Annotated in this window: 21 protein-coding genes and 3 pseudogenes; 8 read left to right on the forward strand and 16 right to left on the reverse strand. The window is 31.6% G+C overall.

Going from position 1 to position 23222, the window contains the following annotated elements:
• Positions 1–8 precede the first annotated feature (8 nt).
• The 6 genes and pseudogenes from CSUB8523_RS00725 to moaC all read right to left on the reverse strand — a co-directional run bounded on the left by CSUB8523_RS00725 (position 9) and on the right by moaC (position 5715).
• Positions 9–1421, reverse strand: coding sequence for an aspartate ammonia-lyase (locus tag CSUB8523_RS00725; protein WP_039662476.1), 1413 nt, complete (start codon positions 1419–1421; stop codon positions 9–11).
• Positions 1422–1826: 405 nt separating this feature from the next.
• Positions 1827–2219, reverse strand: a pseudogene (locus tag CSUB8523_RS10655) (methyl-accepting chemotaxis protein); the annotation flags it as partial.
• A gap of 819 nt (positions 2220–3038) precedes the next feature.
• A pseudogene (locus tag CSUB8523_RS10660) lies at positions 3039–3803 on the reverse strand (cache domain-containing protein); the annotation flags it as partial.
• A gap of 53 nt (positions 3804–3856) precedes the next feature.
• Positions 3857–4987 (reverse strand): hypothetical protein, encoded by a 1131-nt coding sequence (locus CSUB8523_RS00735; protein ID WP_039662481.1) that lies wholly within the window; start codon positions 4985–4987, stop codon positions 3857–3859.
• 13 nt (positions 4988–5000) lie between these two features.
• The gene (locus tag CSUB8523_RS00740) at positions 5001–5264 is read right to left on the reverse strand and encodes an HP0495 family protein (RefSeq protein ID WP_039662483.1); all 264 of its coding nucleotides are present in this window, start codon (positions 5262–5264) and stop codon (positions 5001–5003) included.
• A complete protein-coding gene (moaC, locus tag CSUB8523_RS00745) occupies positions 5242–5715 on the reverse strand; it encodes a cyclic pyranopterin monophosphate synthase MoaC (RefSeq protein ID WP_043019310.1) in 474 nt (157 codons plus the stop codon). Before moaC ends, CSUB8523_RS00740 begins: the two co-directional genes overlap by 23 nt.
• Positions 5716–5802: 87 nt before the next feature.
• Here moaC and CSUB8523_RS00750 point away from each other — a divergent pair, with 87 nt between their 5' ends.
• Positions 5803–5964 (forward strand): highly acidic protein, encoded by a 162-nt coding sequence (locus tag CSUB8523_RS00750; RefSeq protein WP_043019311.1) that lies wholly within the window; start codon positions 5803–5805, stop codon positions 5962–5964.
• A gap of 23 nt (positions 5965–5987) precedes the next feature.
• On the opposite strand, the gene cheQ is transcribed toward CSUB8523_RS00750, so the two are convergent.
• Positions 5988–6464, reverse strand: a complete 477-nt coding sequence (gene cheQ, locus CSUB8523_RS00755; RefSeq protein WP_039662489.1) for a cheVAW transcriptional regulator CheQ — start codon at positions 6462–6464, stop codon at positions 5988–5990.
• A gap of 108 nt (positions 6465–6572) precedes the next feature.
• On the opposite strand from cheQ, the gene CSUB8523_RS00760 reads away from it, so the two are divergent.
• Positions 6573–6956 (forward strand): group III truncated hemoglobin, encoded by a 384-nt coding sequence (locus CSUB8523_RS00760; protein ID WP_043019312.1) that lies wholly within the window; start codon positions 6573–6575, stop codon positions 6954–6956.
• Positions 6957–6968: 12 nt separating this feature from the next.
• Here CSUB8523_RS00760 and CSUB8523_RS00765 read toward each other — a convergent pair whose 3' ends face one another.
• The 4 genes from CSUB8523_RS00765 to recA form a co-directional block, all read right to left on the reverse strand.
• Complete coding sequence (locus CSUB8523_RS00765) at positions 6969–7652, reverse strand: AMIN domain-containing protein (protein ID WP_043019313.1); 684 nt, start codon at positions 7650–7652, stop codon at positions 6969–6971.
• Positions 7642–7845, reverse strand: coding sequence for a hypothetical protein (locus CSUB8523_RS00770; protein ID WP_052242957.1), 204 nt, complete (start codon positions 7843–7845; stop codon positions 7642–7644). The genes CSUB8523_RS00765 and CSUB8523_RS00770 overlap by 11 nt, the downstream gene beginning before the upstream one ends.
• Positions 7846–7919: 74 nt before the next feature.
• Positions 7920–9164 (reverse strand): phosphopyruvate hydratase, encoded by a 1245-nt coding sequence (eno, locus tag CSUB8523_RS00775; protein ID WP_043019314.1) that lies wholly within the window; start codon positions 9162–9164, stop codon positions 7920–7922.
• Positions 9164–10198: a recombinase RecA gene (gene recA, locus CSUB8523_RS00780; RefSeq protein WP_043019315.1), complete on the reverse strand. Its 1035-nt coding sequence runs from the start codon at positions 10196–10198 to the stop codon at positions 9164–9166. Before recA ends, eno begins: the two co-directional genes overlap by 1 nt.
• A gap of 109 nt (positions 10199–10307) precedes the next feature.
• On the opposite strand from recA, the gene CSUB8523_RS00785 reads away from it, so the two are divergent.
• From CSUB8523_RS00785 to CSUB8523_RS00795, 3 genes are read left to right on the forward strand one after another with little or no spacing between them, the layout of a single operon-like run.
• Positions 10308–11171: a menaquinone biosynthesis family protein gene (locus tag CSUB8523_RS00785; protein ID WP_043019316.1), complete on the forward strand. Its 864-nt coding sequence runs from the start codon at positions 10308–10310 to the stop codon at positions 11169–11171.
• Between the two features lie 26 nt (positions 11172–11197).
• Complete coding sequence (gene fliQ, locus CSUB8523_RS00790) at positions 11198–11464, forward strand: flagellar biosynthesis protein FliQ (protein ID WP_012660903.1); 267 nt, start codon at positions 11198–11200, stop codon at positions 11462–11464.
• Complete coding sequence (locus tag CSUB8523_RS00795) at positions 11461–12237, forward strand: UDP-N-acetylmuramate dehydrogenase (RefSeq protein WP_043019317.1); 777 nt, start codon at positions 11461–11463, stop codon at positions 12235–12237. Before fliQ ends, CSUB8523_RS00795 begins: the two co-directional genes overlap by 4 nt.
• Here the strand turns inward: CSUB8523_RS00795 and CSUB8523_RS00800 are convergent.
• The 5 genes and pseudogenes from CSUB8523_RS00800 to topA all read right to left on the reverse strand — a co-directional run bounded on the left by CSUB8523_RS00800 (position 12230) and on the right by topA (position 17756).
• The gene (locus CSUB8523_RS00800; RefSeq protein ID WP_043019318.1) at positions 12230–12880 is read right to left on the reverse strand and encodes a hypothetical protein; all 651 of its coding nucleotides are present in this window, start codon (positions 12878–12880) and stop codon (positions 12230–12232) included. The two genes, CSUB8523_RS00795 and CSUB8523_RS00800, sit on opposite strands and share 8 nt — an antisense overlap.
• Entirely contained in the window at positions 12880–13638 is a 759-nt protein-coding gene (locus CSUB8523_RS00805) for a 3'(2'),5'-bisphosphate nucleotidase CysQ family protein (protein ID WP_043019319.1), read from the reverse strand. The genes CSUB8523_RS00800 and CSUB8523_RS00805 overlap by 1 nt, the downstream gene beginning before the upstream one ends.
• A 39-nt stretch (positions 13639–13677) precedes the next feature.
• Complete coding sequence (locus CSUB8523_RS00810) at positions 13678–14856, reverse strand: sodium/hydrogen exchanger family protein (RefSeq protein ID WP_052243643.1); 1179 nt, start codon at positions 14854–14856, stop codon at positions 13678–13680.
• Complete coding sequence (locus CSUB8523_RS00815; RefSeq protein WP_043019320.1) at positions 14837–15673, reverse strand: biotin synthase; 837 nt, start codon at positions 15671–15673, stop codon at positions 14837–14839. Before CSUB8523_RS00815 ends, CSUB8523_RS00810 begins: the two co-directional genes overlap by 20 nt.
• Positions 15673–17756 (reverse strand): annotated as a pseudogene (gene topA / locus CSUB8523_RS00820) (type I DNA topoisomerase). The gene CSUB8523_RS00815 and the pseudogene topA overlap by 1 nt, the downstream one beginning before the upstream one ends.
• Positions 17757–17884: 128 nt before the next feature.
• On the opposite strand from topA, the gene CSUB8523_RS00825 reads away from it, so the two are divergent.
• From CSUB8523_RS00825 to CSUB8523_RS00835, 3 genes are all read left to right on the forward strand, one after another.
• On the forward strand, positions 17885–19606 hold the full coding sequence (locus tag CSUB8523_RS00825) for a motility associated factor glycosyltransferase family protein (protein WP_052243644.1): 1722 nt from the start codon (positions 17885–17887) through the stop codon (positions 19604–19606).
• A gap of 74 nt (positions 19607–19680) precedes the next feature.
• On the forward strand, positions 19681–21384 hold the full coding sequence (locus CSUB8523_RS00830; protein ID WP_043019321.1) for a flagellin A: 1704 nt from the start codon (positions 19681–19683) through the stop codon (positions 21382–21384).
• Between the two features lie 120 nt (positions 21385–21504).
• A complete protein-coding gene (locus CSUB8523_RS00835) occupies positions 21505–23208 on the forward strand; it encodes a flagellin A (protein ID WP_043019322.1) in 1704 nt (567 codons plus the stop codon).
• The last annotated feature ends 14 nt before the right edge of the window (positions 23209–23222 follow it).

Raw genomic sequence — 23222 nt, forward strand, 5'->3', positions numbered from 1 at the left:
CTAAATTATTAAGCTTTTCTTTTTTCTGTCATGTGAGGATTTAACATATTTTCTGGTGTTAAAATTCTTTCAATTTCTTCTTTTGGAAGATATCCTCTTTCAAGACAAATATCGCCAACTGCTTTACCGGTTTCTAAAGCTTCTTTAGCAATACTTGCAGATTTTTCATATCCTAAAACAGGGTTAAATGCTGTAACAATACCGATTGAATTAAGTACAGATTGTTTGCATGCTTCAGGATTTGCTGTTAAACCTCTTACGGCTTTTTCAGCTAGAGATTTCATTGCATTTTCAAGTAAAACTATAGAATTAAATAATCCATAAGCAATACCTGGCTCAAATGCATTAAGTTCAAATTCTCCTCTTTCAGAGCAAAGCATGATAGCAACATCATTACCTATAACTTCATAGCAAGCTTCACCTACTGCTTCACAAATTACTGGATTTACTTTACCTGGCATGATAGAGCTGCCTGGTTGCATTTTTGGTAGATTAATCTCACCCAAACCACATCTTGGACCTGAATTCATTAATCTTAAGTCGTTTGCAATTTTAGATAGTCTTACAGCTGCAGTTTTTAATGCGCCACTTACATGTACAAAATCAGCAGTATCTTGAGTAGCAGCAATGAAGTTCTCAGCTGGTTTAAATTCAACACCAGTAATTTCTTTTAATTTTCTCTCAACCACAAATTTGTAATCAGGGTGGCAGTTAATTCCTGTACCAATAGCTGTTGCACCAAGGTTTAAATAACTCATTGATTCACGTGCTGTAGTGATTTTTTCTATATCACTTTTAATATAGCTAGCAAAAGCATTGAAGGTATTTCCTAAAGTTGTAGGAACTGCATCTTCAAGTTCTGTTCTACCCATTTTAATGATATCTTTGTATTCTTTAGCTTTAACTTCTAATTCGGTTTTTAAAAGTTCCATAGCTTTTAAAAGGTCAGTAAGTTTTGCATAAGTTGCTACTTTGATTGAACTTGGATAAGTATCATTTGTAGATTGACCTAGGTTTGTATGATCATTTGGATGTAGATATTGGTATTCACCTTTTTTGTGTCCCATGCTTTCAAGAGCAATGTTAGTGATAACCTCATTAGTATTCATATTTGTACTAGTACCAGCACCACCTTGAATCATATCTACTACGAATTGATCTAAAAATTCACCAGCAATTAATCTATCGCAAGCTTTAGCGATAGCATCGGCTTTATCTGAATCAAGAACTCCAACTTCTTTGTTAGCAAGAGCAGCTGCTTTTTTAACTTGAGCAAAAGCTTTTACAAAATAAGGATAATCTTGTAATCTTCTGCCGCTCATATGAAAGTTTTCTAGTGCTCTAAAAGTTTGCACCCCATAATAAACCTCGTCAGAAATTTCTAACTCGCCAATAAAGTCGTGTTCCTTTCTCGTTCCCATGATGTACTCCTTGTGGATTTTATTTAAGTTTTATTTATAAACTTAATGTGTATTATATAACAATTTATTATAAAAGTTTCATAAATTTTTATAATTTTTTAAATTTCAATAAAAATATATAAAATAAATCAGAATACTAATATTCATTTTCTAAATATGGGTTGTTTTATGGATGCTTTTTGTTTTATGTTGTTTATTATTTATATTTAATTTTGATAATTTTATATTTATTTTTTATAAGTTTTAAAGAAACAGTAAAAATAAAAACCAATCATAATTTATCGCAGATAAAGCAAATTAAAACTAAATTTGGGGTTTATATAAGTAATCAATAAGCTCTAGCTTGCTGATTAATTGTTTAAAATATTATATAAATAAGTTAAACCCTTATCGGGTTTAACTTATTTAAAACCTCTTCTTCCTAGCATCTTCTAAAATATCATTAGCTATCTTATTAACATTATCAGAAATTACTGCACTATCTTTAGCTATTTTAAGATTTTCTTGAGTTACATGATCAATTTGAGCTACTGCATCATTAATTTGAGTAATACCTGTAGTTTGTTCTTTAATACTTTCACCCATTTCATTGATAGATTGAACTAAGATATTAGTATTAGCTTCAATCTCACCCAAAGACTTTTGAGTTCTTTCAGCTAGATTTCTAACTTCATCTGCAACAACAGCAAATCCTCTACCATGCTCACCAGCTCTTGCAGCTTCAATAGCAGCATTTAATGCAAGTAGGTTAATTTGATCTGCAATATCTCCAATAATAGAAGTAACATTTTTAATCTCTTCACTTTGAGCAATTACTTCACTAGTTTTATGCGAAACATTTTGCATGGAAGAAGTAATCTCTTCTAGCGCTGCTGCTGTTTCTTCTAAAGAAGAAGCTTGAGAGGATGAAGAATCAGTTAAGTCTTTAACTGCACTTTGTAATTTACCACTTTCATCTGCTAATAAAGAAGCAAATTCAGAGGATTGTCTTAACATAGCTACAATTTCTTGACCTAATACATTTGTAGTTACTTCAACCCCGCCTTTAGCATTTTTAACTTCAGTGGTAAAGTCTAATGCTTTATAGCTATCAAACACTCTATTAATTTCATTCATATTAGAACCTACTTTTTGTTCTAATACGCTTAGCATATCATTTAAAACATTTTTTAATTCTATAAGTTGAGGATTAGCAGGATTTGCAGTAATTCTCACCATTAAATTGCCACTTTCTATTTCTTTAGCTGTATCTACTGATTGTTCTACAGCTTTAGCATCTTGTTCTAATGCATTTTTAGTCTTAGTGATGTTTTCATTAATGGCTTTAGCCATAGCACCAAGTTCATCATTACTTTTTACATCAATCATAGCTGAATCTTTGGTTTTATGATTGATAAAATCAAAGAAGGAGTTAAGACCGGTTTGGATTTTTTGGAGTGGAGAGAGATAGTGCGAAACTATGAAATATAATACTATTATACTTAAAATAATCATTATAATTACAACAATAGTTTGTGTTAATGCAATTTGCATGATAGGTCTATTGATTATTTCAGAACTTTCTGTACTACAAATACGATAACCATAAATATTTGTACAAATTCCGAGTCTTTCTTGCCCCTTTAAACTATATTCAAAAAACTTATAATCTCCATTTTGTTTATGAGCATTAATTACAGGAGAGTGATCTATAGATGGATCTAAAAGTTGCTTATTTTTAGCTACAAAAACTTTTTCATTTTGATCAAATAAAAAGCTGTTTCCTGGTTTGCTTTCAAAATCTTTTTGAAGATCGGTTATAGGAATATCAACACCAATTACACCTATAAATTTACCATCTTTAGAAATTGATTTTGTATAAGTGACTACATATTGATCCGTTGCTTTATCAATGTATGGAAAGGAAATGAACACCTTGTTTGTTTTTCTTGCTTCTATATACCATTCTCTTGTTCTCGTATCATAATTTATAGCTTTCCCATATATTACTACATTAGTGTTTTTATTGTCACTACTATCATTACTAACTACATTTTCTCCATTATCTAAACCTATAAATGTTGCCAAAACTCCGGAAGCTTTTCTATAAGACTTTAATATTGCTCCAATATTTTCTATAAGATTTTCTTGAGAATTTAATTTTTCATAAGAAAGTTCCAAGATGCTTTCTTCTAGGTGATTAATTAATTCAATATTGTTTTTTCTAAAGGTTTCTAAAGAAATTTTTGAAACTTGTAAAATATCATTTTGTCTTTTCAATTCATTTTGATAAAGAAAATTTTTTGCAAAGATAAAACTTATAACTCCTAAAACAATAAGTGATAAAACTGCAAAAATATTTGCTAACAAAGATAACTTAATTTTCAAACTAGAAAACATCATATACTCCTAATGCAATTTTTCATAAATTATAATAAATATATATAAATTATTTTTTAATATTTTTTATTGTTTATTAAATTTTTTGCCTTTTCCCATAATCTCAAACCGAGTTTTTTGGCATGATTTGTGTCAATGTCTTTATATTTTTTGCTAGCTAATTTTTCTAGATCTCCAAGTTCTTTGACCAAGGAAGTTAATTTAGCCTGAGCTAGCTTGCTAAAATCATCAATTTTTGGATTTTGTTTAATTTCATTGATTTTAACAAGAATTTGTTCTCTGTTTTCTTGCATTAAGCGTTTGAATTTAGCAAATAAAGTATTAAATTTATTTTCTAATAAATCTTTAAGTATATCTTTTACAGGATTGTTAAGCTCTAGTGATATTTTTTTAAGCATTTGGATAAATTCTTGTTCTATGTCTATGAGTTCTTTTTCTTTATTTTTTAAATCATGTTCTATGGCACTATAAGCAAAGTTTGATTTAAATTTTTCAATTGCTAAAGAGATTCCTTCTTGTGTTCCATAAATACTTCCTATGCACAAATCGTAGGCAAAGGCTTGTGATTCATTGGCAAGTTCAAAAGCAGCACTTAAAACCACTTGGGATATTTTTAAAATTCTTTCTTTTTCAAGACTTCCTTCACAGATCGCATTAAAAACCAAATTTTTCGCTATTTCACATGAAGTAAGTTCGATATTTTCACCTTTTTCCAAGGTAGTAATAAAAGCATTTTCAGCAGTTTCTTTTAAAAGTCCCAAGATTTCAATATCATAAAGCATAGCATCGTTGATGCTGATATTAAACTCATTTAAATTTAAATTTTTTAAGGTTTTTTCTAAATCAAAAAAGTTATCGCAAATTTTATGTTTGATGGTGTTTTTTTGTTCTTCTATTTTTGTTTTTAATTTGCCATATTCGTTGATATAAGCAAAAAAACTTTTTTTATCTTCTTCAACCCTAGCTTTGATAATACCTTGAATAATTTTGGAGATATTTTCTTCATTAACAAGTTCTAGTTTTTCAAGTACTTTGGAAAAATTGGCAAACAATTCTTCATTAGTAGTATTCTCATAGCAAATTTTTTTATAACTTAGGTTAAATACAAGTTCACTGATTAAGCTTGGAATTTCATCTTTTTCGCAAGCAAGAAGAGAGTTCTCAAAAATAATGGCTAAATTTTTCATGATTTTTCCTCTTTTATAGTACAAATTTGGCTTTGCTTTTTAATTGATTAAAAATATTTAATCGATCTTCTTTGCTATTCACATAAACACTTAAAAGATAACTTTTATATGTTCCTTGTTTGCTTGTGTTAGAAATTTGATATTTAAAATCTCTTTGGTTTAAAGTTTGATTAAAAATTTCTGGCGCATCTATACTTGCTTCGAATACAACTTTATAATCCCAAAAAGTAGGATAGTCAATAATAGGTTCTTTTTTAAGATCGCATATATTTACCACTTTTACCTCCTTTTTTGCTTTCTAAAACAATATCTGTAATTTGCATGCTTTTATCAATTGCTTTGATCATATCATAAATAGTTAAAAGTCCTATACTAACCGCTGTCAAACTTTCTATTTCAACACCCGTTTTTCCTTCGCATTTTACAGTTACAAAAAGTTTAAAAGAGCACTCTTTGGCGTTTTCCTCTATATAGGTTTGTACTTTTGAAATCATTAGTGGATGGCACATTGGAATGAGATTAGAAGTTTGTTTTACACCCATAATAGCGGCTGTAATGGCAGTTTGTAAAACAGGTCCTTTTTTTGTCTTGTTTTGAATAATGGCATTAAAAGCTTCTTGGCTCATGTAAATTTTACCACTGGCGCAAGCCTCTCTTTGGGTGATATCTTTTTGACTTACATCTACCATTTTAGGATGATTTTTTTCATCTAGATGTGTTAAATTCATATTTTTCCTTAATGTGTTTTTAGAAAATTATACCAAAATGTGTATTTTTATATTAAAATACTACTAAAAAATTTTAAAGGATTTATAATGGCTTATGATGATGAAGAATTTGAAAATTATGAAGATGAGTTGTATGATGTTGCTGATGATGACACCTATACGAGTAATCAAAGATCATATAATTATGATGATGATGATTATGAATACGATGATGATTATAGTGATGATGATACTTATGAAATGGATTGATTTCTAAGTTTTAATTATAAAGTTTAATAATACCCTACGCACATACTTTCAGTGATTTTGATACGTTTTTCTAAGGGCGTAGGGCTAAAAAAATGACATTTTTCAATGTAAATATTACAGGTGTAATCAAGTTTTAAAAAATCATAAAAGGCTTTTAAATTTACAAATTTTACCCCGCAAACTTCTTTGATATCTAAGATTTTATAAATTTGAGAATGATTTTTTTCTACTAGATGTGAAGGCGCTAAAGAAGTAAAAGAGCAAAAAGCACTCGCAAGAACAAAACCGCTTAAATTTTCGCATTCTTTAACAAGATGTTGGTGCTTTTCAAGTATGTTTTTTTTGTGCAAAAAAACTACTCTTGTGCCTTGATAGCGTGCTGCTTGAACATTTTTCCAAAATTTATAGGCATTTTTAGAGATGTTTGCTAATTGATGTAATTGTACATTTAAGACATAATCATCTAAGAATTGATTGGGTGGTAAAATAGTATAAGTCATAGTTTTTCTTTAGTTTTGTTTTTAAAATTATACTGAAAATTGACTTTTGTTTATATTTTTAATTTGTAAATTTAATACAATAAGCAAAAATTATTTTTAAGGGAAAGCATGAAATTTGAAACTATTAATCATAAAGGTATAAAAAAACTTATGGATGTTTTTTATGCAAAAATAAGAGTTCATAAAGACTTGGGACCCATTTTTAATGATAAAATAGGCACAGATGATGAGAGCTGGAAAAAACATAAAGAAAAAATCTCAAGTTTTTGGGCAGGAATGTTTTTAGGCGATCCAAGTTATAATGGTTCTCCTTTAAGGGCCCATCATGAGTTACCTCCATTTCCAAGAGAATTTTTTGATATTTGGCTTGAATTATTTGATGAAAGTTTACAAGAAGTTTTCGAAGATGAACCAAGGAATATGATGATAGAAAGAGCTAGAATGATAGCTCAAAGATTTCAAATGATTATTTATGATCATCGTTTCGCTTAAGAGTTTTAACTCTTAGCGATAACTAAAGGTGTGTAGGTTTTCGCTATGAGAATAATCATAGCTGTATTTTCCATCTAGATAGATTACTAAACGGTAGTATTCTTTATGTGATCCAAAAACGACTTTTTTAACTCTAGCGGTGTTTACTTGCAGTGTTTTGGTGTTAAAATTTTGTTTTTTAGCAAAATCGATGATGATTTTAGTAGGATCGCCAATGGATAAATTTCTTAGCATTTTATCTTCGGTTTTGATATTGATTTTATTATTATAAAAACTTAAAGAGATAAAGTTATATATACTGCCACTAAATAGCGGTGTTTCTATGTTGATAGTGGTGTTGTTTTCTTCGGTTTTGTTATTTTTTGTTGCTTGTTTTTGTGGCACTGTCACAGAAACATCAAGAATAGGTGTTGCATTAGGGCTTTTGGTTTTTATGAAAGAGTAGGTATCATGCCAATTAATGCTTTTACCAATATCAAATGTTGTTTGTTCTTCTGAGCCATCAAGGTTGATATAATTTAAAGTAATACTTTTTAAAATTCTCGCATCAGAATTAAAATTAAAATCTTGTCTTTGAAAGGGGCTTAGTTTTACAAATTCAGGATCTTTTTGCTGCATATCGTTGTCGAAAGGATTATCTTTTGCATTTAAGCATATACAGGAAAGTACAAACAATACCAAAAACTTAATTCTCATGCGAAGTTTCTCCTTTAAGTCTTAAAAGTTGTAAATATTCTTTTTGTGCTTGGGCATTTTTTGCTTTTAAGGTTATTATGTTTTTTTCTAAAATTTTTTGTTCTTCTTTAAGTGATAGTAAAACATCTAAAGAAGATTTTCCAAAAAACATATTTCCAAAATACATAGCAACAATAATCGCTACAAACGACAAGGCAATAGTTTTTATTAAATGACGACGAGATTCCTTTTTTTTGGAATGCTCATCGTATTCTTTTAATAAATCACTCAGAGTTTATCTCCTAAATACTCATCGTTGTCTAGTTCGATTTCTAATAAGCGATTGTATTTAGCTGTTCTTTCTCCTCTTGCTAAGGCGCCGGTTTTAATTTGTCCTGTATTAAGTGCTACTGCAAAGTCAGCTATAAAAGCATCTTCACTCTCACCGCTTCTATGACTCATAATGCATCTATAGTTGTTTCTATGAGCCAGTCTTACCGTTCTCATGGTTTGAGTGATTGTTCCGATTTGGTTAGGTTTGATTAATACAGCATTTGCCATATTTTTCATGATACCTTCTCTTAAGATATCTTCATTGGTTACAAATAAATCATCGCCCACAAGCTGAACTTTACTACCAAGTTTTTGAGTGAGTTTAATCCAGCCTTCATAATCATCTTCAGCTAAGCCATCTTCTATGCTAAAAATAGGGTATTTAGCGCATAATTCTTCATAACGAGCGATCAAGTCTTCGCTTGAGAAAACTTTACCTTCTAGATGGTATTTACCATCTTTATAAAGTTCGCTACTTGCCACATCTAGCGCTAGTTTGATTTTATTTTCATAGCCTGCTTTTTTAATACAAGTTATTAAAAGATCAAGTGGTTCGGTGTTGTTTGCTAAATTTGGTGCAAAACCACCCTCATCGCCTAAAGCAGTAGAATGACCTAAATTAGCTAGTTCTTTTTTTAATACCGCATAAATTTCGCAAACCGATCTTAGTCCTTCTTTGAAAGATGAAAAACCAAAAGGCATGATCATAAATTCTTGAAAATCTACGCTATTGTTTGCATGAGCGCCACCATTGATGATATTACACATTGGCACAGGTAATACGCTTGCATTTGCTCCACCTAAGTAACGATACAAAGGCACGCCTAGTGCATTAGCGGCAGCGCGTGCTGTTGCCATAGAAATTCCTAAGGTTGCATTTGCTCCTAGGTTGGAGTAGTTTTTTGTTCCATCAAGCTCCAAAAGAGTGTTATCTAGTTGAGTTTGATTAAATGCATCAAGTCCTATGATGTTTTCAGCTATTGTGCCATTGATATTTTCAATCGCTTTTAAAACACCTTTTCCGCCAAATCTCTCATCATTATCTCTTAACTCCAAGGCTTCTTTTTTTCCAGTACTTGCCCCACTTGGAACGATAGCACTACCCACGCTACCATCACTTAACATGATTTCAGCTTTAATGGTAGGATTACCTCTACTATCTAAAACTTCAAAAGCTCTTAAATCTTCAATCATTAACATTACTCTTCTCCTTCCTCATCTTCTTTTGCACCTAAAATCATACTATCTATGCCGATGGAATTTTGTATAGCTTGCGTGATTTCATCTGCAATAGCTGGGTTTTCTTTTAAAAAGGCTTTAGCATTTTCTCTGCCTTGACCAAGTTTAGATGCTTTGTAAGAAAACCATGCACCACTTTTATCAATGATGTCAAGTTTTACACCATAGTCTATTAACTCACCTTCACGACTTACACCCTCGCCAAACATCACATCAAATTCAGCTTGTTTAAAAGGTGGGGCGACTTTGTTTTTAGCTACTTTTACTTTAACACGGTTTCCAATAGGCTCATCATTTTGTTTTAAGGTAGCTGTTTTTCTTACATCTAAACGCACCGAAGCATAAAATTTTAATGCATTTCCACCGGTGGTTGTTTCAGGTGTGCCATAACCCATCATACCTATTTTCATACGAATTTGGTTGATGAAAATTACAGTGGTGTTCATTTTGTGTACAATACCAGTGAGTTTTCTTAAAGCTTGACTCATTAATCTTGCTTGAAGTCCTACGTGTTGATCTCCCATATCGCCTTCGATTTCTGCTTTTGGAGTTAGTGCAGCAACGCTATCTATCACTATTAGATCAATAGCTCCACTTCTTGCTATGGTTTCAACGATTTCTAAAGCTTGTTCTCCAAAATCTGGCTGAGAGATGTAGAGATTTTCTGTATCAACACCTAAATTTTTTGCATATCTTACATCTAGCGCGTGTTCAGCATCGATAAATGCACAAACTCCGCCTTTTTTTTGGCATTCTGCTATGATGTGTAAAGTTAGTGTAGTTTTCCCTGAGCTTTCAGGCCCATAAATTTCTATAATTCTTCCTTTTGGTACTCCGCCTATACCTAGAGCTAAATCTAGCCCAACTGAACCTGTAGGAATAGAATCAATCTTTTCAACTTCTTTATCGCCAAGTCTTAAGATAGTACCTTTTCCAAAGGTTTTATCAAGACTTTTTAAGGCTGCATCAAGTGATTTTCTTTTATTATCATCCATGCTTATTAATCCTTTTATAATATGTTTAAAATTGTATCAAAAAGAAATTTAATATAAGTTTTTATTTTGAATTTTGCTAAAATACTTTTTTAAATTTTTAAGGAAAAAAATGAATAAAAAAATTAGCGTAGCACACTCTCCTGATGCTGATGATATTTTTATGTATATGGCGATTAAATTTGGTTGGGTGGGAAATGCCTATGAATATGAAAATACAGCCTTAGATATACAAACTCTAAATGAGTTAGCATTGCAAAATATATACGATGTTAGCGCAATATCTTTTGCGCTTTATCCTTTGATAGCTAGTGAATATGCTTTATTGAAAACTGCTGTAAGTTTTGGCGAAGGTTATGGACCAAAACTCATTAAGAAAAAAGATAAAAGATTAAAGCCAAATTTTAAGGTTGCTTTAAGTGGTGCACACACTACTAATGCTTTGATTTTTCGTATAAAATATCCACAAGCTAGGATAATCTATAAGAATTTTTTAGAAATTGAAAAAGCAGTTTTAGAAGGTGAGGTAGATGCTGGAGTGCTGATACATGAAAGTATTTTAGAGTTTGATTCTAGCTTATGCGTAGAGGCTGAACTTTGGGATATTTGGCAAGAATTAGCAAAAAATGATTTACCTTTACCTTTAGGTGGTATGGCCCTTAGAAGATCTTTACCGATAAATGATGCTATAGCGGTTGAAAAAGATTTAATCAAAGCAGTAGAAGTAGCCGATCATAATAGAAAAATCTTAGCTTCTATGCTTTTAGAGCGTGATTTGATACGTGTAGATGTGCAAAAACTTGATGTATATTTAAATCTGTATGCAAATAAAAACTCTATTAACATGAATGATAAGCAGTATAATGCTATAGATAAACTTTTTGAGCTTGGATTTAATCATGGATTTTATGAGAAATTAATCAAAAGCAAAGATTATCTTATACCTAGTGAGTATGAAGAATTTAGAAATTCTTGATAGAATTTGAATTTTAAGGAGTAAATATGGAAAGTACTTTAGTAGCCTTGGGTGTACAAACTTTTAAAATCACACTTATGCTTTCTTTGCCTATGCTTTTAGCAGGGCTTATTGCAGGGCTTATAATAAGTATTTTTCAAGCTGTAACACAAATTAACGAAGCTACACTTTCTTTTGTGCCAAAAATTCTACTTGTTGTTGTGGTGATAGTATTTTTAATGCCTTGGATGATAAGCTCTATGATTGATTTTACAACGAATATCTTAAATCAAATTCCAAGCTTTATTCGATGATTATCGATTTTTCTAAGTATTCTTCTGTGCGTATAGGTGAGAGCTTTGAAGTACAAGTGCTTGAAGAGCTTTGTGAGTTTGATGGTTTTTTGATAGGTGGGGCTAATAATTTACTTGTTTCGCCAAGACCTAAAAAACTTGGAATTTTGGGGAAAAGCTTTGATTATATTAAAATTTTAGAGCAAAATGAAAAAGGTATGTTTTTAGAGATAGGCTCTAGTACGAAATCTTTTAAAATGTATCATTTTGCCAAAGAAAACAACCTACAAGGCTTTGAATTTTTAAGAAATATCCCAGGTACTTTGGGTGGAATTTTAAAAATGAATGCGGGTTTAAAAGATGAGAACATTAGTAAAAACTTAACGAGTGTTTATACTTTTAATCAAGAAATTTTAAAACAAGATATTGCTTTTGCTTATAGATTTAACCCTATTAAAGAAGTGATGTTTAGTGCAAAATTTTTTTTAGAATATGGATTTGATATAAACAAAGATGAGCTTTTAAAGAATGCAAGAAAAAACCAACCCAAAGGTGCTAGTTTTGGGTCTATTTTTAAAAATCCCAAAAACGATCACGCAGGGAGATTGATAGAAGCGGTTGGTCTTAGAGGTTTTAGTAAAAATGACGCGATGTTTAGTAATGAACATGCAAATTTTTTGATCAATAAAAAACATGCTAGCTTTGATGATGCGATGTTTTTGATAGAGCTAGCTAAAAAAAGAGTATCGGAAGAATTTGGTATTCTTTTAGAAGAAGAAGTGGCGATCATATAGTATTTTTAATATCTTCATAAAGAATTTTGGCTATTTCTTGGACTAACTCTTCATAAGATTTACTTTTATCGCTAGTGTTAAATCGAGTATCGATAGTAAGTAGTTTATGGTCTTTTAATTTTTTTGTTTTAGCGTTAAAAAGTTTGTATTCTATGTCGGCTTTGACTTCAAAATTTGAAAAAAGTAAGAAGTTTTGTTGGCTTGCCTGAATGCTTTTTAGATCTAGTAAAATCACAAAATCAGCTTTTTTAAAACGGTTAAATTCTAAAAAATCATCTGCACTGATAAAGTGTTTGTTTGCTTGTAAAATATTTTGACTATTGATATAAACTTGATTTTCTTTTTGGCTTAGTAAGGCAAGATGATTTTCTTTGTTAAATAAGGTATTTAAAGCATTTAAGGTGTCTTTTGCCATGGTTTTAGCATCAATTTTTAAATTTGAAAAATAAAAATTATATTCTTTTTCATAGCTTGGCACCAAAGCTAAAACATCAATCTGCGATAATCTATCGTAGTTGACATTTTGGTTTAGTTTGATGATGTTAAAATCATCGTTGTTTTGGAGTTTGATGATTTTTTTATTTGCAAAAGAATTGGCGTAAATGGTGCCAAAAAGACATAAAAATACTAAAAGTATTCTCATTAAAAACCTTGTAATTTAAAATCAGTTTTGGCAAAAGCTATAAAACTTGGAAGTTTAAAGTCAGGACGGTTATAGTCTAAAGCTTTTTTATTAAAATCATATAAAATACCACCATTTTGTTTGACTAAAAAATCTCCCGCGGCGATATCCCAAGCTTTTGGACCACCAAAACGTGGGTAAATTCCTGCTTTTGCCTCAAGCAAATACACAAATTTTAAAGCAGAAGAAACCTTAATACCTTCAAGTTGGTTTTGTATGAAAAAGTCTTCGTTATTGTCATGATTTTTAGAGTATAAAGCGATGTTTTTAACTTTTTCATATTGCTTTAATTCATGAGATAAAATAGTGTCATTTTTGTAAACTTTTGTGTGAGTGTGCGCATAATAGAATGCATTATTCTCCACATCGCCTATGAGTGAAAGCACGGGAGTATTTTTATGGATCAATGCGATTAAAACACAGTATTCCTTGTCTTTTTTAGCATAAGATTTAGTGCCATCGAGTGGATCTATTAGCCAAAAATACTCTAATTTTTTTCTTTCTTCATAAGAGAGTATATTTTCTTCAGAGCATATGGCTATATCACTTGATGCTAAAATTTCACTAATAGCCTCATTGGACTTGATATCAGCTAAGCCAACTGGAGATTCATCTTCTTTAAGCCATAAGGTATTTTTGTCTTTGTATTCAAGTAATACCTTAGAAGCTTCTTTACCTGCCCTTAGAGCTAATTCTAAAAGTGTGTCTAAATTTTTCATAAAAAAAGTATAGCAGTTTAAGATAAATACTTAGTAGAATTATTTTCTACTAAGATTATTGATAAATTTAATCAAGCTAATAGCTAAAATCGCTTCAAGCAAGGCAGTAAGCACTAATCCTGAGTATATATCTTGAGTGATGATATTGGTTTGATAAGAAAGAGTGGCTATGGCAATAAGTAAGGTTAATGGCATTGAGTGGCTTAAACCAAATAAAAAAGTATGTTTTAAACCTAAATTTTTGAAAAAAACCATAGCGCAAAGTATTCTTAAGGCTATCATAAAAAGTGTAAGAGAAAAAGCGATAATTAAAACTTGCGTATTTAAAAGCATTTGAAGTTTAAAGCTTGATCCTATATAAATGAAAAATATAGGGATTAAAAAGCCATAGCCAAAACTAGAAAGTTTATGCTCTAGATCTTTTTTGTGATCAAAAAAAGTAGCTATAAATGAACCTGCGATAAAAGCTCCCAGTGCAACTTCAAGTTTAAAATAAATCATAATCGCAACTATGGCTATAAAAATAGCCATACAAAATCTTATATCTTTTTCATTTTGATCTTGCCAAGGCATGAGTATGGTTTTAAGTTGTGGATACCACCAAAATAACACTTCTAGAAATTTAAAGCCAAAAATACAAAGAGCCAAAAAACCCACCAAGTACAATAAATTTTGAGTAAGCGAGAAAAGATCAGCTCCTTTTCCTAAAAACGCAGCTGCTATGGTAAGTAAAACTATGCTCACAACTTCAGCCAAAGTAGCTACTACCATAGATACATTAAGCCACTCACAATTTTTTCCAAAATCCCTATAAAGTGTTGAGAGTAATCCCACACTCATTACAGGTATGATAATGACAAAAATATAAGAAATATCCACGCTTTCAACCGCTAAAACACTAAAAACATATAAAAGTATGATATAAATCAAAGCTTTATTAAGCAAGCTTCTTTCTGTATTTAAAAAGGTTTTTAGATTGATCTCCATGCCTGCTATAAACATAAGGTAATAAAACCCTGCATTAGCTAAAAGCTTAAAATTTTCACTCTCGCCAATAAAACCTAAAAATCCTATAAAAGAACCAAGCATAATTTCAGTGGCTGAAAGTGGGAGTTTTAAAAATTTAGCAATATAAGGTGAGGTTAGCAAGCACCCTGCTACGACTAGTAAAATTTTTAAGTCCGTAGCAGCTTGAGCATCAATGACACCCGCTAGCAAAGCTAAACCCCATTTGTTTTAGTTTTTGTATATCTTTGCTTGGTTCTTCGCCTTTAGTTGTAAGATAGTCTCCTACTACTATAGCGCTAGCTCCTGCGTCAAAAATTTCATACTGTCTTTCTTTTAGTACGACTTCTCTACCACCTGCTATCATGATATGTGCATTTGGTAAGTCTTTTTTGGTGTCTTTGATGATATTTAATGCCTCATCAGGATCAAGTAAAGTTTGTTTGAGTTTTAAATTTTCATTTGGTATGAAAAAATTAATAGGCGAAGAAAAAGGATCAAGTTCTTTTAAGCTAGCTCGAAAACTTTTTCTATCAGCTTCACTTTCCCCAAGACCATAAATTCCACCACAGCAAAGCATCAAGCCTGCTTCTTTGGCATAAAGATTGGTTTGAAATCTTTGCTCCCAAGTATGTGTAGAGCAAATATTTGGGAAAAATTCTTTAGAAGTTTCTAGATTATGGTTGTATGAAAAAATTCCTGCTTTTTTTAATTCCTTGAGTTGATCTAAATTGGCTATACCATTACAAGCTATAAGCAAAAGCCCTTCTACTTCTTTTTGTACCGCATGGGCTACTTTACACACATATTCAAGTTTTTCATCATCAAGCCCAGCACCAGCTGTAACCAAACAAAAACCTAAAGCTTCATTTTTTTTAGCCATTTTAGCTTCTAAAACAATTTGATCTATATCTTTTCTTTTATATTTGTTGATATTTGTTTTTACATGAGCGCTTTGGGTGCAGTACTTGCAGTCCTCCCCGCACCCTCCACTTGCTATATTAGATATAGCACAAAGCATGATTTGCATTAAATTTCCTTTTTGATTTTACATTTTAAACACTCTAAAAACGTGCCTTTTTTCAGTTCTTTGATGATTAAAGTTTCACTACATTCACTGCATTTTTCTTCACTTGGCTTATATTTGCTTATATAATTACATTTTGGGTAAGCACTACAACCATAAAATTTACCACGCTTAGAAAAACGCTCTACGATCTCGCCTTCTTGACAGCTTGGACATTTTACGCCTATGGTGTTGAGTTTTTTCTCGCTTTTTTTTCATTTTGTGTTTCTTGTTTTAAATTTCTTGAATATTTGCATTTTGGAAAGTTTAAACAAGCTACAAATTCCCCATATCTTCCTTTTCTTATGGCAAGTTCTCCACCGCAATCAGGACAAGTTTCATCTAGCTTGGTAACTGTTTTTTGGCTTTTGATATTTCTCTTGCCCTCATCGATTTTTCTCATAAAAGGAAAATAAAATTCTCGTAAAACTTCTTGCCAATCCATCTTACCTTCTGCAATAATGTCAAGTGTGTCTTCCATTTTGGAGGTAAAATCACTATCTACGATATCGCTAAAATTTTGTTCTAATACTTCTGTGACAACAAAGGCTATTTCATTAGGTATGATTTGCTTTTTATCTATATATACATACTCTCTTGCACTCAGTAAAGAGATAGTGGGAGCATAAGTAGAGGGGCGTCCTATACCAAGATTTTCTAGCTTTTTAACAAGTCCAGCTTCAGAGTATCTTGAAGGTGGTTCGGTAAAGTGTGAGTTGAGTTCTATAGTTTGGATATTTAGTGTATCTTCTAGTTTTAAATTAGGCAAGATTTTGTCTTTATCCATATCTCCATAAATTTTATAATGACCATCAAATAAAATTTTTCTACCACTTATTTTAAAACTTGCTTCGCTTGATCTCGCATACACATTTTGAGTTTGAGAGATGGCAGGGTTCATTTGTGAAGCCAAAAAACGATTGTAGATCAAAGTATATAATCTTGCTTCATCTTTTTCTAAAAATTCATTTGCAAGCTTTGGAGTAAAGCTTAGATTGGTTGGTCTTATGGCTTCATGGGCTTCTTGGGCGCCTTTGCTTTTGGTGGTATAGATATTTGCTTTGCTTGGTAGGTATTCTTTACCAAATTCATTTTGAATGAGCTTTCTTACTTCTTCTAAGGCTTCTTTTGCGATATTTAAACTATCAGTTCTCATATAAGTGATCACACCCATGATACCTTGATGCGTTTTTACACCTTCATAAAGTTTTTGAGCGATCATCATAGTTTTTTTAGGGTTAAATCCTAAACGATTACTTGCGCTTTGCTGTAATGTTGAGGTCATAAAAGGTGCTTGAGGAGCTATTTTTCTATCTTTACTTTCTATGTTTTTGACCTTAAAATTTGCATTTTTACAAGCATTAAAGATTAATTTTGCCCTGTCTTCGTTAGTTAGACTTAGCTTTTCTATCTTTTGGTTTTGAAATTCAACTAGTTCTGCTTGTAAGTCTTTTTCAAAAACCATATCAATACTAAAGTATTTTAAAGGAATAAAAGCTTTGATTTCTCTTTCTCTATCGACGATGATTTTTAAAGCTGCACTTTGCACACGTCCTGCGCTTAGGCCTTTTTGAATTTTTTGATTGAGTAAGGGGCTAAGTTTGTAGCCTACGATACGATCAAGCAAGCGTCTAGTTTGCTGGGCGTTGACGCTGTTTATGTTTAAAGATCTTGGGTTTTTTAAAGCGTTTTCGATAGCACTTTTGGTGATTTCATGAAAAACTATGCGTGGCAAAGTGCTTTCATCTTTATTAATAGCTTTGGCTATATGATAAGCTATGGCTTCTCCCTCGCGGTCCTCATCGGTTGCAAGGTAGATGGTTTTAGCTTTTTTAGCTTTTTCTTTGAGTTCTTTTACCAAGTTTGAGTGATCGTTTGAAATTCTATATTCGGGTTTGAAGTTTTCATCTTCTATTTTTATACCAAAGCTAGTTTTAGGTAGATCTCTAATGTGCCCTTTGGAGGCGATGACTTCGTAGTCTTTACCTAAAAAATTACCTATGGTTTTAGCTTTGGCAGGCGATTCTACTATGATTAAATTTTTCATTATTTTCCTTATATAGGATTAAATTAGTAAAAGTGTATAAAAAAAAGTTAAATTTTTTGCTTAGAAGGATTTTTAAATCAAATATATTTAATGCTATAATTTTTATATTTATAATCATAGGAATAAAAATGTTTTTGCAAAAAAATTTACAAGCATTGGAATTTACCAACAAACCTTTGCAAGAAAAAATCGCTTCTTTAAAAGAAGAAAGTTTTATCGATATATTTCCAAGTCAAACTCCGGTTGTACCTTCTAGAGAGGATTTGCTTAAACCTAACATATTTTTTTGTGGTATAGGTGAGGGTTTGTTTTTAAAAAAATTGATCAATAAGCATATTTTTATTTTTGATAAAGCTGAGTTTTTTGCTAATGTTTTGACTAAGATGGATTTAAGTCAAGAGCTTTCAAGCGGAAAAATATATCTTTGTGATGTGGAAGAAAAAAGATTAGAGGAATATCTTGTTTTGCTTTTTTCTCAAAAAGACTGCTTTGAGTATTTGGGTTTATTTAAGCTTTTACCATATAGTGAGTGTTATGAACAAAGTCCGATATTTGATTTTGCTTATCAAAAGTCTTTGAGTGTTATAAAAAGAGTAGTAGGGAATGTTGATACTAGTTTTACCATGGATGTTAAAATTTATAAGCAGTTTTTATTTAATATTCCTTGTGTGTTAGAAAATACTCCTTTTCAAAGATTTATTTATGAAAATAAAGGGAAAAATAAAAGCGTCATTGTGGTGTGTGCTGGACCTTCTTTAAACAAACAACTTGATCTTTTAAAGGCTTATCAAGATGATTATGTGATATTTGCTTTAGATGCTACTTATAAGACTTTGCTTAAAAATGAAATATATCCAGATTTTGTTTTTTCTATGGATATTTATGATAAATGTATTTGTTTTTATGAAAATTTACCATCAAGTAAAAAAGAACCAATTTATATCGCGAGTTCTGCTATGCATGAAAAACTAATGCATTTTTTTAAAACAAAAGTTAATAAAATTTTTACAATACAAAATTTAGATTATCAACAAAAATTTAATCTAAATGATTTTGGCTATTTGGATATAGGTGTTAATGTAGCACATTTTGCATATAGTTTCGCTATAGTTTTAGGTTTTTCTAATGTCATCATGATAGGTCAAGATTTAGCTTTTAACGAAATGGGTAATTCTCACGCAGATACTAGTGTTTTTACTTTTCATGATGTAGAAGCAGCTGAGCATACAGCTGCAAAGCTTGAAGTGTTAGCTTATGGTAGATCAGCTTTTGTGCAAACTCATATAGGTTGGGATGAGTTTCGAAAGAGACTTGAAGTGTTATTTCTTTCTCATCCTCATGTGAAATTTTATAATGCCACAGAAGGAGGATCCTTTATCGACTATACTATAGAAAAACCTTTTGGAGAGGTTTTGGAGCTATTAAAAGATAGTAAAAAAGATTATATTTTGCCTAATGCTTTAAGTTTCAATAGACAAAAAAAATTACTAGCAAAAACACTAGAAATTTTACAAAAAGATCATTTAGAACTAAGCACTTTACATGAAGATGCTAAGAAAATTTTAAATATTTTAGAGCAACATCAAACGCAAACAACTCTTCATGAAGAGTTGTTCAATATCATCACTCGGTTTAATCTTTTATTAGATGAGAGCAAAATACTGCAAAGTTTTATGTATAAAGCTTTGTTTTACCATAGAGGGTTTTTTCATACTGGTTTATATGAAGATTCTCAAAGTGCTTTAGAAAAATATATCAATTTTTTGAAAATTTTTATAGAATTTAGTACTTTAAGTCTTAAAAGTCTTTCACAAGCAATACAAAAATATAAAGATTTACTAAAAGTATAAATTTTTTTTAATATTATTCGATATAGTTTAAACAGCTGCATGGAAGCAGCTAAAATTATTTAAAAGGATTTAAAATGGGATTTCGTATAAATACTAATGTGGCATCTTTAAATGCTCAAAACAATGCGAATTTAAATTCAAGAGCATTGGATAGTTCTCTAGCTAGACTTAGTTCAGGTCTTAGAATCAACTCTGCAGCTGATGATGCTTCTGGTATGGCAATTGCAGATAGTTTAAGATCACAGGCAAACACACTAGGTCAGGCAATTAGCAATGGTAATGATGCTTTAGGTATTTTACAAACAGCTGATAAAGCTATGGATGAGCAGCTTAAAATCTTAGATACCATCAAAGTAAAAGCTACTCAAGCAGCTCAAGATGGACAAACTACTAAAACAAGAAACATGCTTCAAGCTGATATCAATCGTTTGATGGAGCAACTTGACAATATCGCAAATCAAACATCATTCAATGGTAAGCAACTTTTAAGCGGTGGTTTTGTAAATCAAGAATTTCAAGTAGGTTCTCAATCAAATCAAAGCATTAAAGCAAGTATTGGTTCAACTCAATCAAGCAAAATCGGTGTAACTAGATTTGAAACAGGTTCTATGTCCAATGATAGTGGAGTAGTTAAGCTAACCATTAAAAATTATAATGGTATAGATGATTTTACATTTCAACCGGTTGTGATTTCAACTTCAGTTGGAACAGGTATGGGTGCTTTGGCTGAAGAGATTAATAGGGTTTCAGATGTAACAGGAGTTAGAGCTAGTTTTTTAGTAGAAACTACGGGTGTTGGTAATATTAAGGCTGATAAAACTTCTAAAGATTTTGCTATTAATGGGGTAAAAATTGGCGAGGTTGAGTATAAAGATGGTGATGAAAATGGAGCTTTGATTTCAGCAATTAATTCAGTTAAAGATACTACAGGAGTTGAAGCAGCTAAGGATGCAAATGGTAGGCTTATACTAACTTCAAGAGATGGTAGAGGGATTAAAATAGAAGGTAGTATGGGCATGGGCTCTGGTGTTATGAAGGGTGATTATGAAAATTATGGTCGTTTGTCTTTAGTTAAAAACGATGGTAAAGATATTCAAATTGCTGGAGATAGTCTTTCTACTATAGGTATGGGAGCAACTCAAATGATCTCTCAAGCTTCTGTATCTTTAAGAGAATCAAAAGGAAATATCGACACCAATGTAGCTGATGCTATGGGCTTTAATGCTTATAAAGGTGGTGGCAAGATGATTGTAACTTTTTCATCTGTTTCTGCTTTTATGGCTTCATCTGGTAGTGGTATGAGTGCTGGTTCAGGTTTTTCTGTAGGTAGTGGTAAAGAGATGTCCAAATTGTATAATTCTACCGATGCATTAGCTTTTGTAACAGCTTTTTCAGCAGCTTTTGGTGTGAGTGCAGCAGGTAATGGCTCATCACAATTTGCTAATCTTGATATTTCTATAGCAGCTAAAGATCAGCAAGCTGGAGTTACTACACTTAAAGGTGCTATGGCGGTGATGGATATCGCTGAAACAGCTATTACCAATCTTGATAAAATCAGAGCTGACATAGGTTCAGTGCAAAATCAAATCACAGCAACACTTAACAATATCAGCGTAACTCAAGTAAATATCAAATCAGCTGAATCTAATATTAGAGATGTTGATTTTGCGGCAGAGAGTGCAAACTTTGCTAAGCATAACATCTTAGCTCAAAGTGGATCTTATGCTATGAGTCAAGCTAATGCTGTGCAACAAAATGTAATGAGATTATTACAATAGTCTATAAAACACCTTGAATCCAAGGTGTTTTACTCCTTTCAAAACTTCTTCGAAAACTCTTATTAAATTTGGAACATTTATTGCTTTTGATTTTTAAGCAATATTTTGAAAGGATTTAAAATGGGTTTTAGAATAAACACCAATATAGGTGCAATGAATGCACATGCGAATTCAACCATTACAGCAAGGGAATTAGATAAATCTCTAGCTAGACTTAGTTCAGGTCTTAGAATCAACTCTGCAGCTGATGATGCTTCTGGTATGGCAATTGCAGATAGTTTGAGATCACAAGCTGCAACCTTAGGTCAAGCTATTAATAATGGTAATGATGCTATTGGCATACTTCAAACAGCTGATAAAGCTATGGATGAGCAGCTTAAAATCTTAGATACCATCAAAGTAAAAGCTACTCAAGCAGCTCAAGATGGACAAAGTGCTAAAACAAGAAACATGCTTCAAGCTGATATCAATCGTTTGATGGAGCAACTTGACAATATCGCAAATCAAACATCATTCAATGGTAAGCAACTTTTAAGTGGAAATTTTGTAAATCAAGAATTTCAATTAGGTTCTCAATCAAATCAAAGCATTAAAGCAAGTATTGGTCCAACTCAATCAAGCAAAATCGGTGTAACTAGATTTGAAACAGGTTCTCAAGCTCAAGATAGTGGAGTGGTTCAACTTACCATTAAAAATTATAATGGAGTGGATGATTTTAAATTTCAACCGGTTGTGATTTCAACTTCAGTTGGAACAGGTATGGGTGCTTTGGCTGAAGAGATTAATAGGGTTTCAGATGTAACAGGAGTTAGAGCTAGTTTTTTAGTAGAAACTACGGGTGTTGGTCCTATTAAAGCTGGTGAAACAAGTGATGATTTTAAAATCAATGGTGTGACTATAGGAAAGATAGAATATCAAGATAGTGATCAAAATGGAGCCTTGGTTGCAGCAATTAATTCAGTTAAAGATACTACAGGAGTTGAAGCAGCAAGAGATCCAAATGGTAGGCTTATACTAACTTCAAGAGATGGTAGAGGGATTAAAATAGAAGGTAGTATGGGCATGGGCTCTGGTGTTATGAAGGGTGATTATGAAAATTATGGTCGTTTGTCTTTAGTTAAAAACGATGGTAAAGATATATTAATCTCAGGAACTAGTCTTTCTACTATAGGTATGGGAGCAACTCAAATGATCTCTCAAGCTTCTGTGTCTTTAAGAGAGTCAAAAGGAAGAATTGACACCAATGTAGCTGATGCTATGGGCTTTAATGCTTATAAAGGTGGTGGCAAGATGATCGTTACTTTTTCATCTGTTTCTGCTTTTATGGCTTCATCTGGTAGTGGTATGAGTGCTGGTTCAGGTTTTTCTGTAGGTAGTGGTAAAGAGATGTCCAAATTGTATAATTCTACCGATGCATTAGCTTTTGTAACAGCTTTTTCAGCAGCTTTTGGTGTGAGTGCAGCAGGTAATGGCTCATCACAATTTGCTAATCTTGATATTTCTATAGCAGGAAAAGATCAAACTCCTGGAGTTACTACACTTAAAGGTGCTATGGCGGTGATGGATATAGTGGAAACTGCTACAGCTAATTTAGATGCTATTAGAGCTGACATAGGTGCAGTGCAAAATCAAATCACAGCAACACTTAATAACATCAGCGTAACTCAAGTAAATATTAAATCAGCTGAATCTAATATTAGAGATGTTGATTTTGCGGCAGAGAGTGCGAATTTTTCTAAATATAATATCTTAGCTCAAAGTGGATCTTATGCTATGAGCCAAGCTAATGCTGTGCAACAAAATGTTTTAAAACTCTTACAATAATCCTTAGTGAGCTT

The sequence above is a fragment of the Campylobacter subantarcticus LMG 24377 genome (assembly GCF_000816305.1).
GTDB classification, from domain to species: domain Bacteria; phylum Campylobacterota; class Campylobacteria; order Campylobacterales; family Campylobacteraceae; genus Campylobacter_D; species Campylobacter_D subantarcticus.

Bases quoted from the DNA above. Each gene is read 5' to 3' on its own strand.
- CSUB8523_RS00725 (WP_039662476.1), bottom strand. From the start codon at position 1,421: ATGGGAACGAGAAAGGAACACGACTTTATTGGCGAGTTAGAAATTTCT.
- CSUB8523_RS00735 (WP_039662481.1), bottom strand. From the start codon at position 4,987: ATGAAAAATTTAGCCATTATTTTTGAGAACTCTCTTCTTGCTTGCGAA.
- moaC (WP_043019310.1), bottom strand. From the start codon at position 5,715: ATGAATTTAACACATCTAGATGAAAAAAATCATCCTAAAATGGTAGAT.
- CSUB8523_RS00750 (WP_043019311.1), top strand. From the start codon at position 5,803: ATGGCTTATGATGATGAAGAATTTGAAAATTATGAAGATGAGTTGTAT.
- cheQ (WP_039662489.1), bottom strand. From the start codon at position 6,464: ATGACTTATACTATTTTACCACCCAATCAATTCTTAGATGATTATGTC.
- CSUB8523_RS00760 (WP_043019312.1), top strand. From the start codon at position 6,573: ATGAAATTTGAAACTATTAATCATAAAGGTATAAAAAAACTTATGGAT.
- CSUB8523_RS00765 (WP_043019313.1), bottom strand. From the start codon at position 7,652: ATGAGAATTAAGTTTTTGGTATTGTTTGTACTTTCCTGTATATGCTTA.
- eno (WP_043019314.1), bottom strand. From the start codon at position 9,164: ATGTTAATGATTGAAGATTTAAGAGCTTTTGAAGTTTTAGATAGTAGA.
- recA (WP_043019315.1), bottom strand. From the start codon at position 10,198: ATGGATGATAATAAAAGAAAATCACTTGATGCAGCCTTAAAAAGTCTT.
- CSUB8523_RS00785 (WP_043019316.1), top strand. From the start codon at position 10,308: ATGAATAAAAAAATTAGCGTAGCACACTCTCCTGATGCTGATGATATT.
- fliQ (WP_012660903.1), top strand. From the start codon at position 11,198: ATGGAAAGTACTTTAGTAGCCTTGGGTGTACAAACTTTTAAAATCACA.
- CSUB8523_RS00795 (WP_043019317.1), top strand. From the start codon at position 11,461: ATGATTATCGATTTTTCTAAGTATTCTTCTGTGCGTATAGGTGAGAGC.
- CSUB8523_RS00800 (WP_043019318.1), bottom strand. From the start codon at position 12,880: ATGAGAATACTTTTAGTATTTTTATGTCTTTTTGGCACCATTTACGCC.
- CSUB8523_RS00805 (WP_043019319.1), bottom strand. From the start codon at position 13,638: ATGAAAAATTTAGACACACTTTTAGAATTAGCTCTAAGGGCAGGTAAA.
- CSUB8523_RS00815 (WP_043019320.1), bottom strand. From the start codon at position 15,673: ATGCAAATCATGCTTTGTGCTATATCTAATATAGCAAGTGGAGGGTGC.
- CSUB8523_RS00825 (WP_052243644.1), top strand. From the start codon at position 17,885: ATGTTTTTGCAAAAAAATTTACAAGCATTGGAATTTACCAACAAACCT.
- CSUB8523_RS00830 (WP_043019321.1), top strand. From the start codon at position 19,681: ATGGGATTTCGTATAAATACTAATGTGGCATCTTTAAATGCTCAAAAC.
- CSUB8523_RS00835 (WP_043019322.1), top strand. From the start codon at position 21,505: ATGGGTTTTAGAATAAACACCAATATAGGTGCAATGAATGCACATGCG.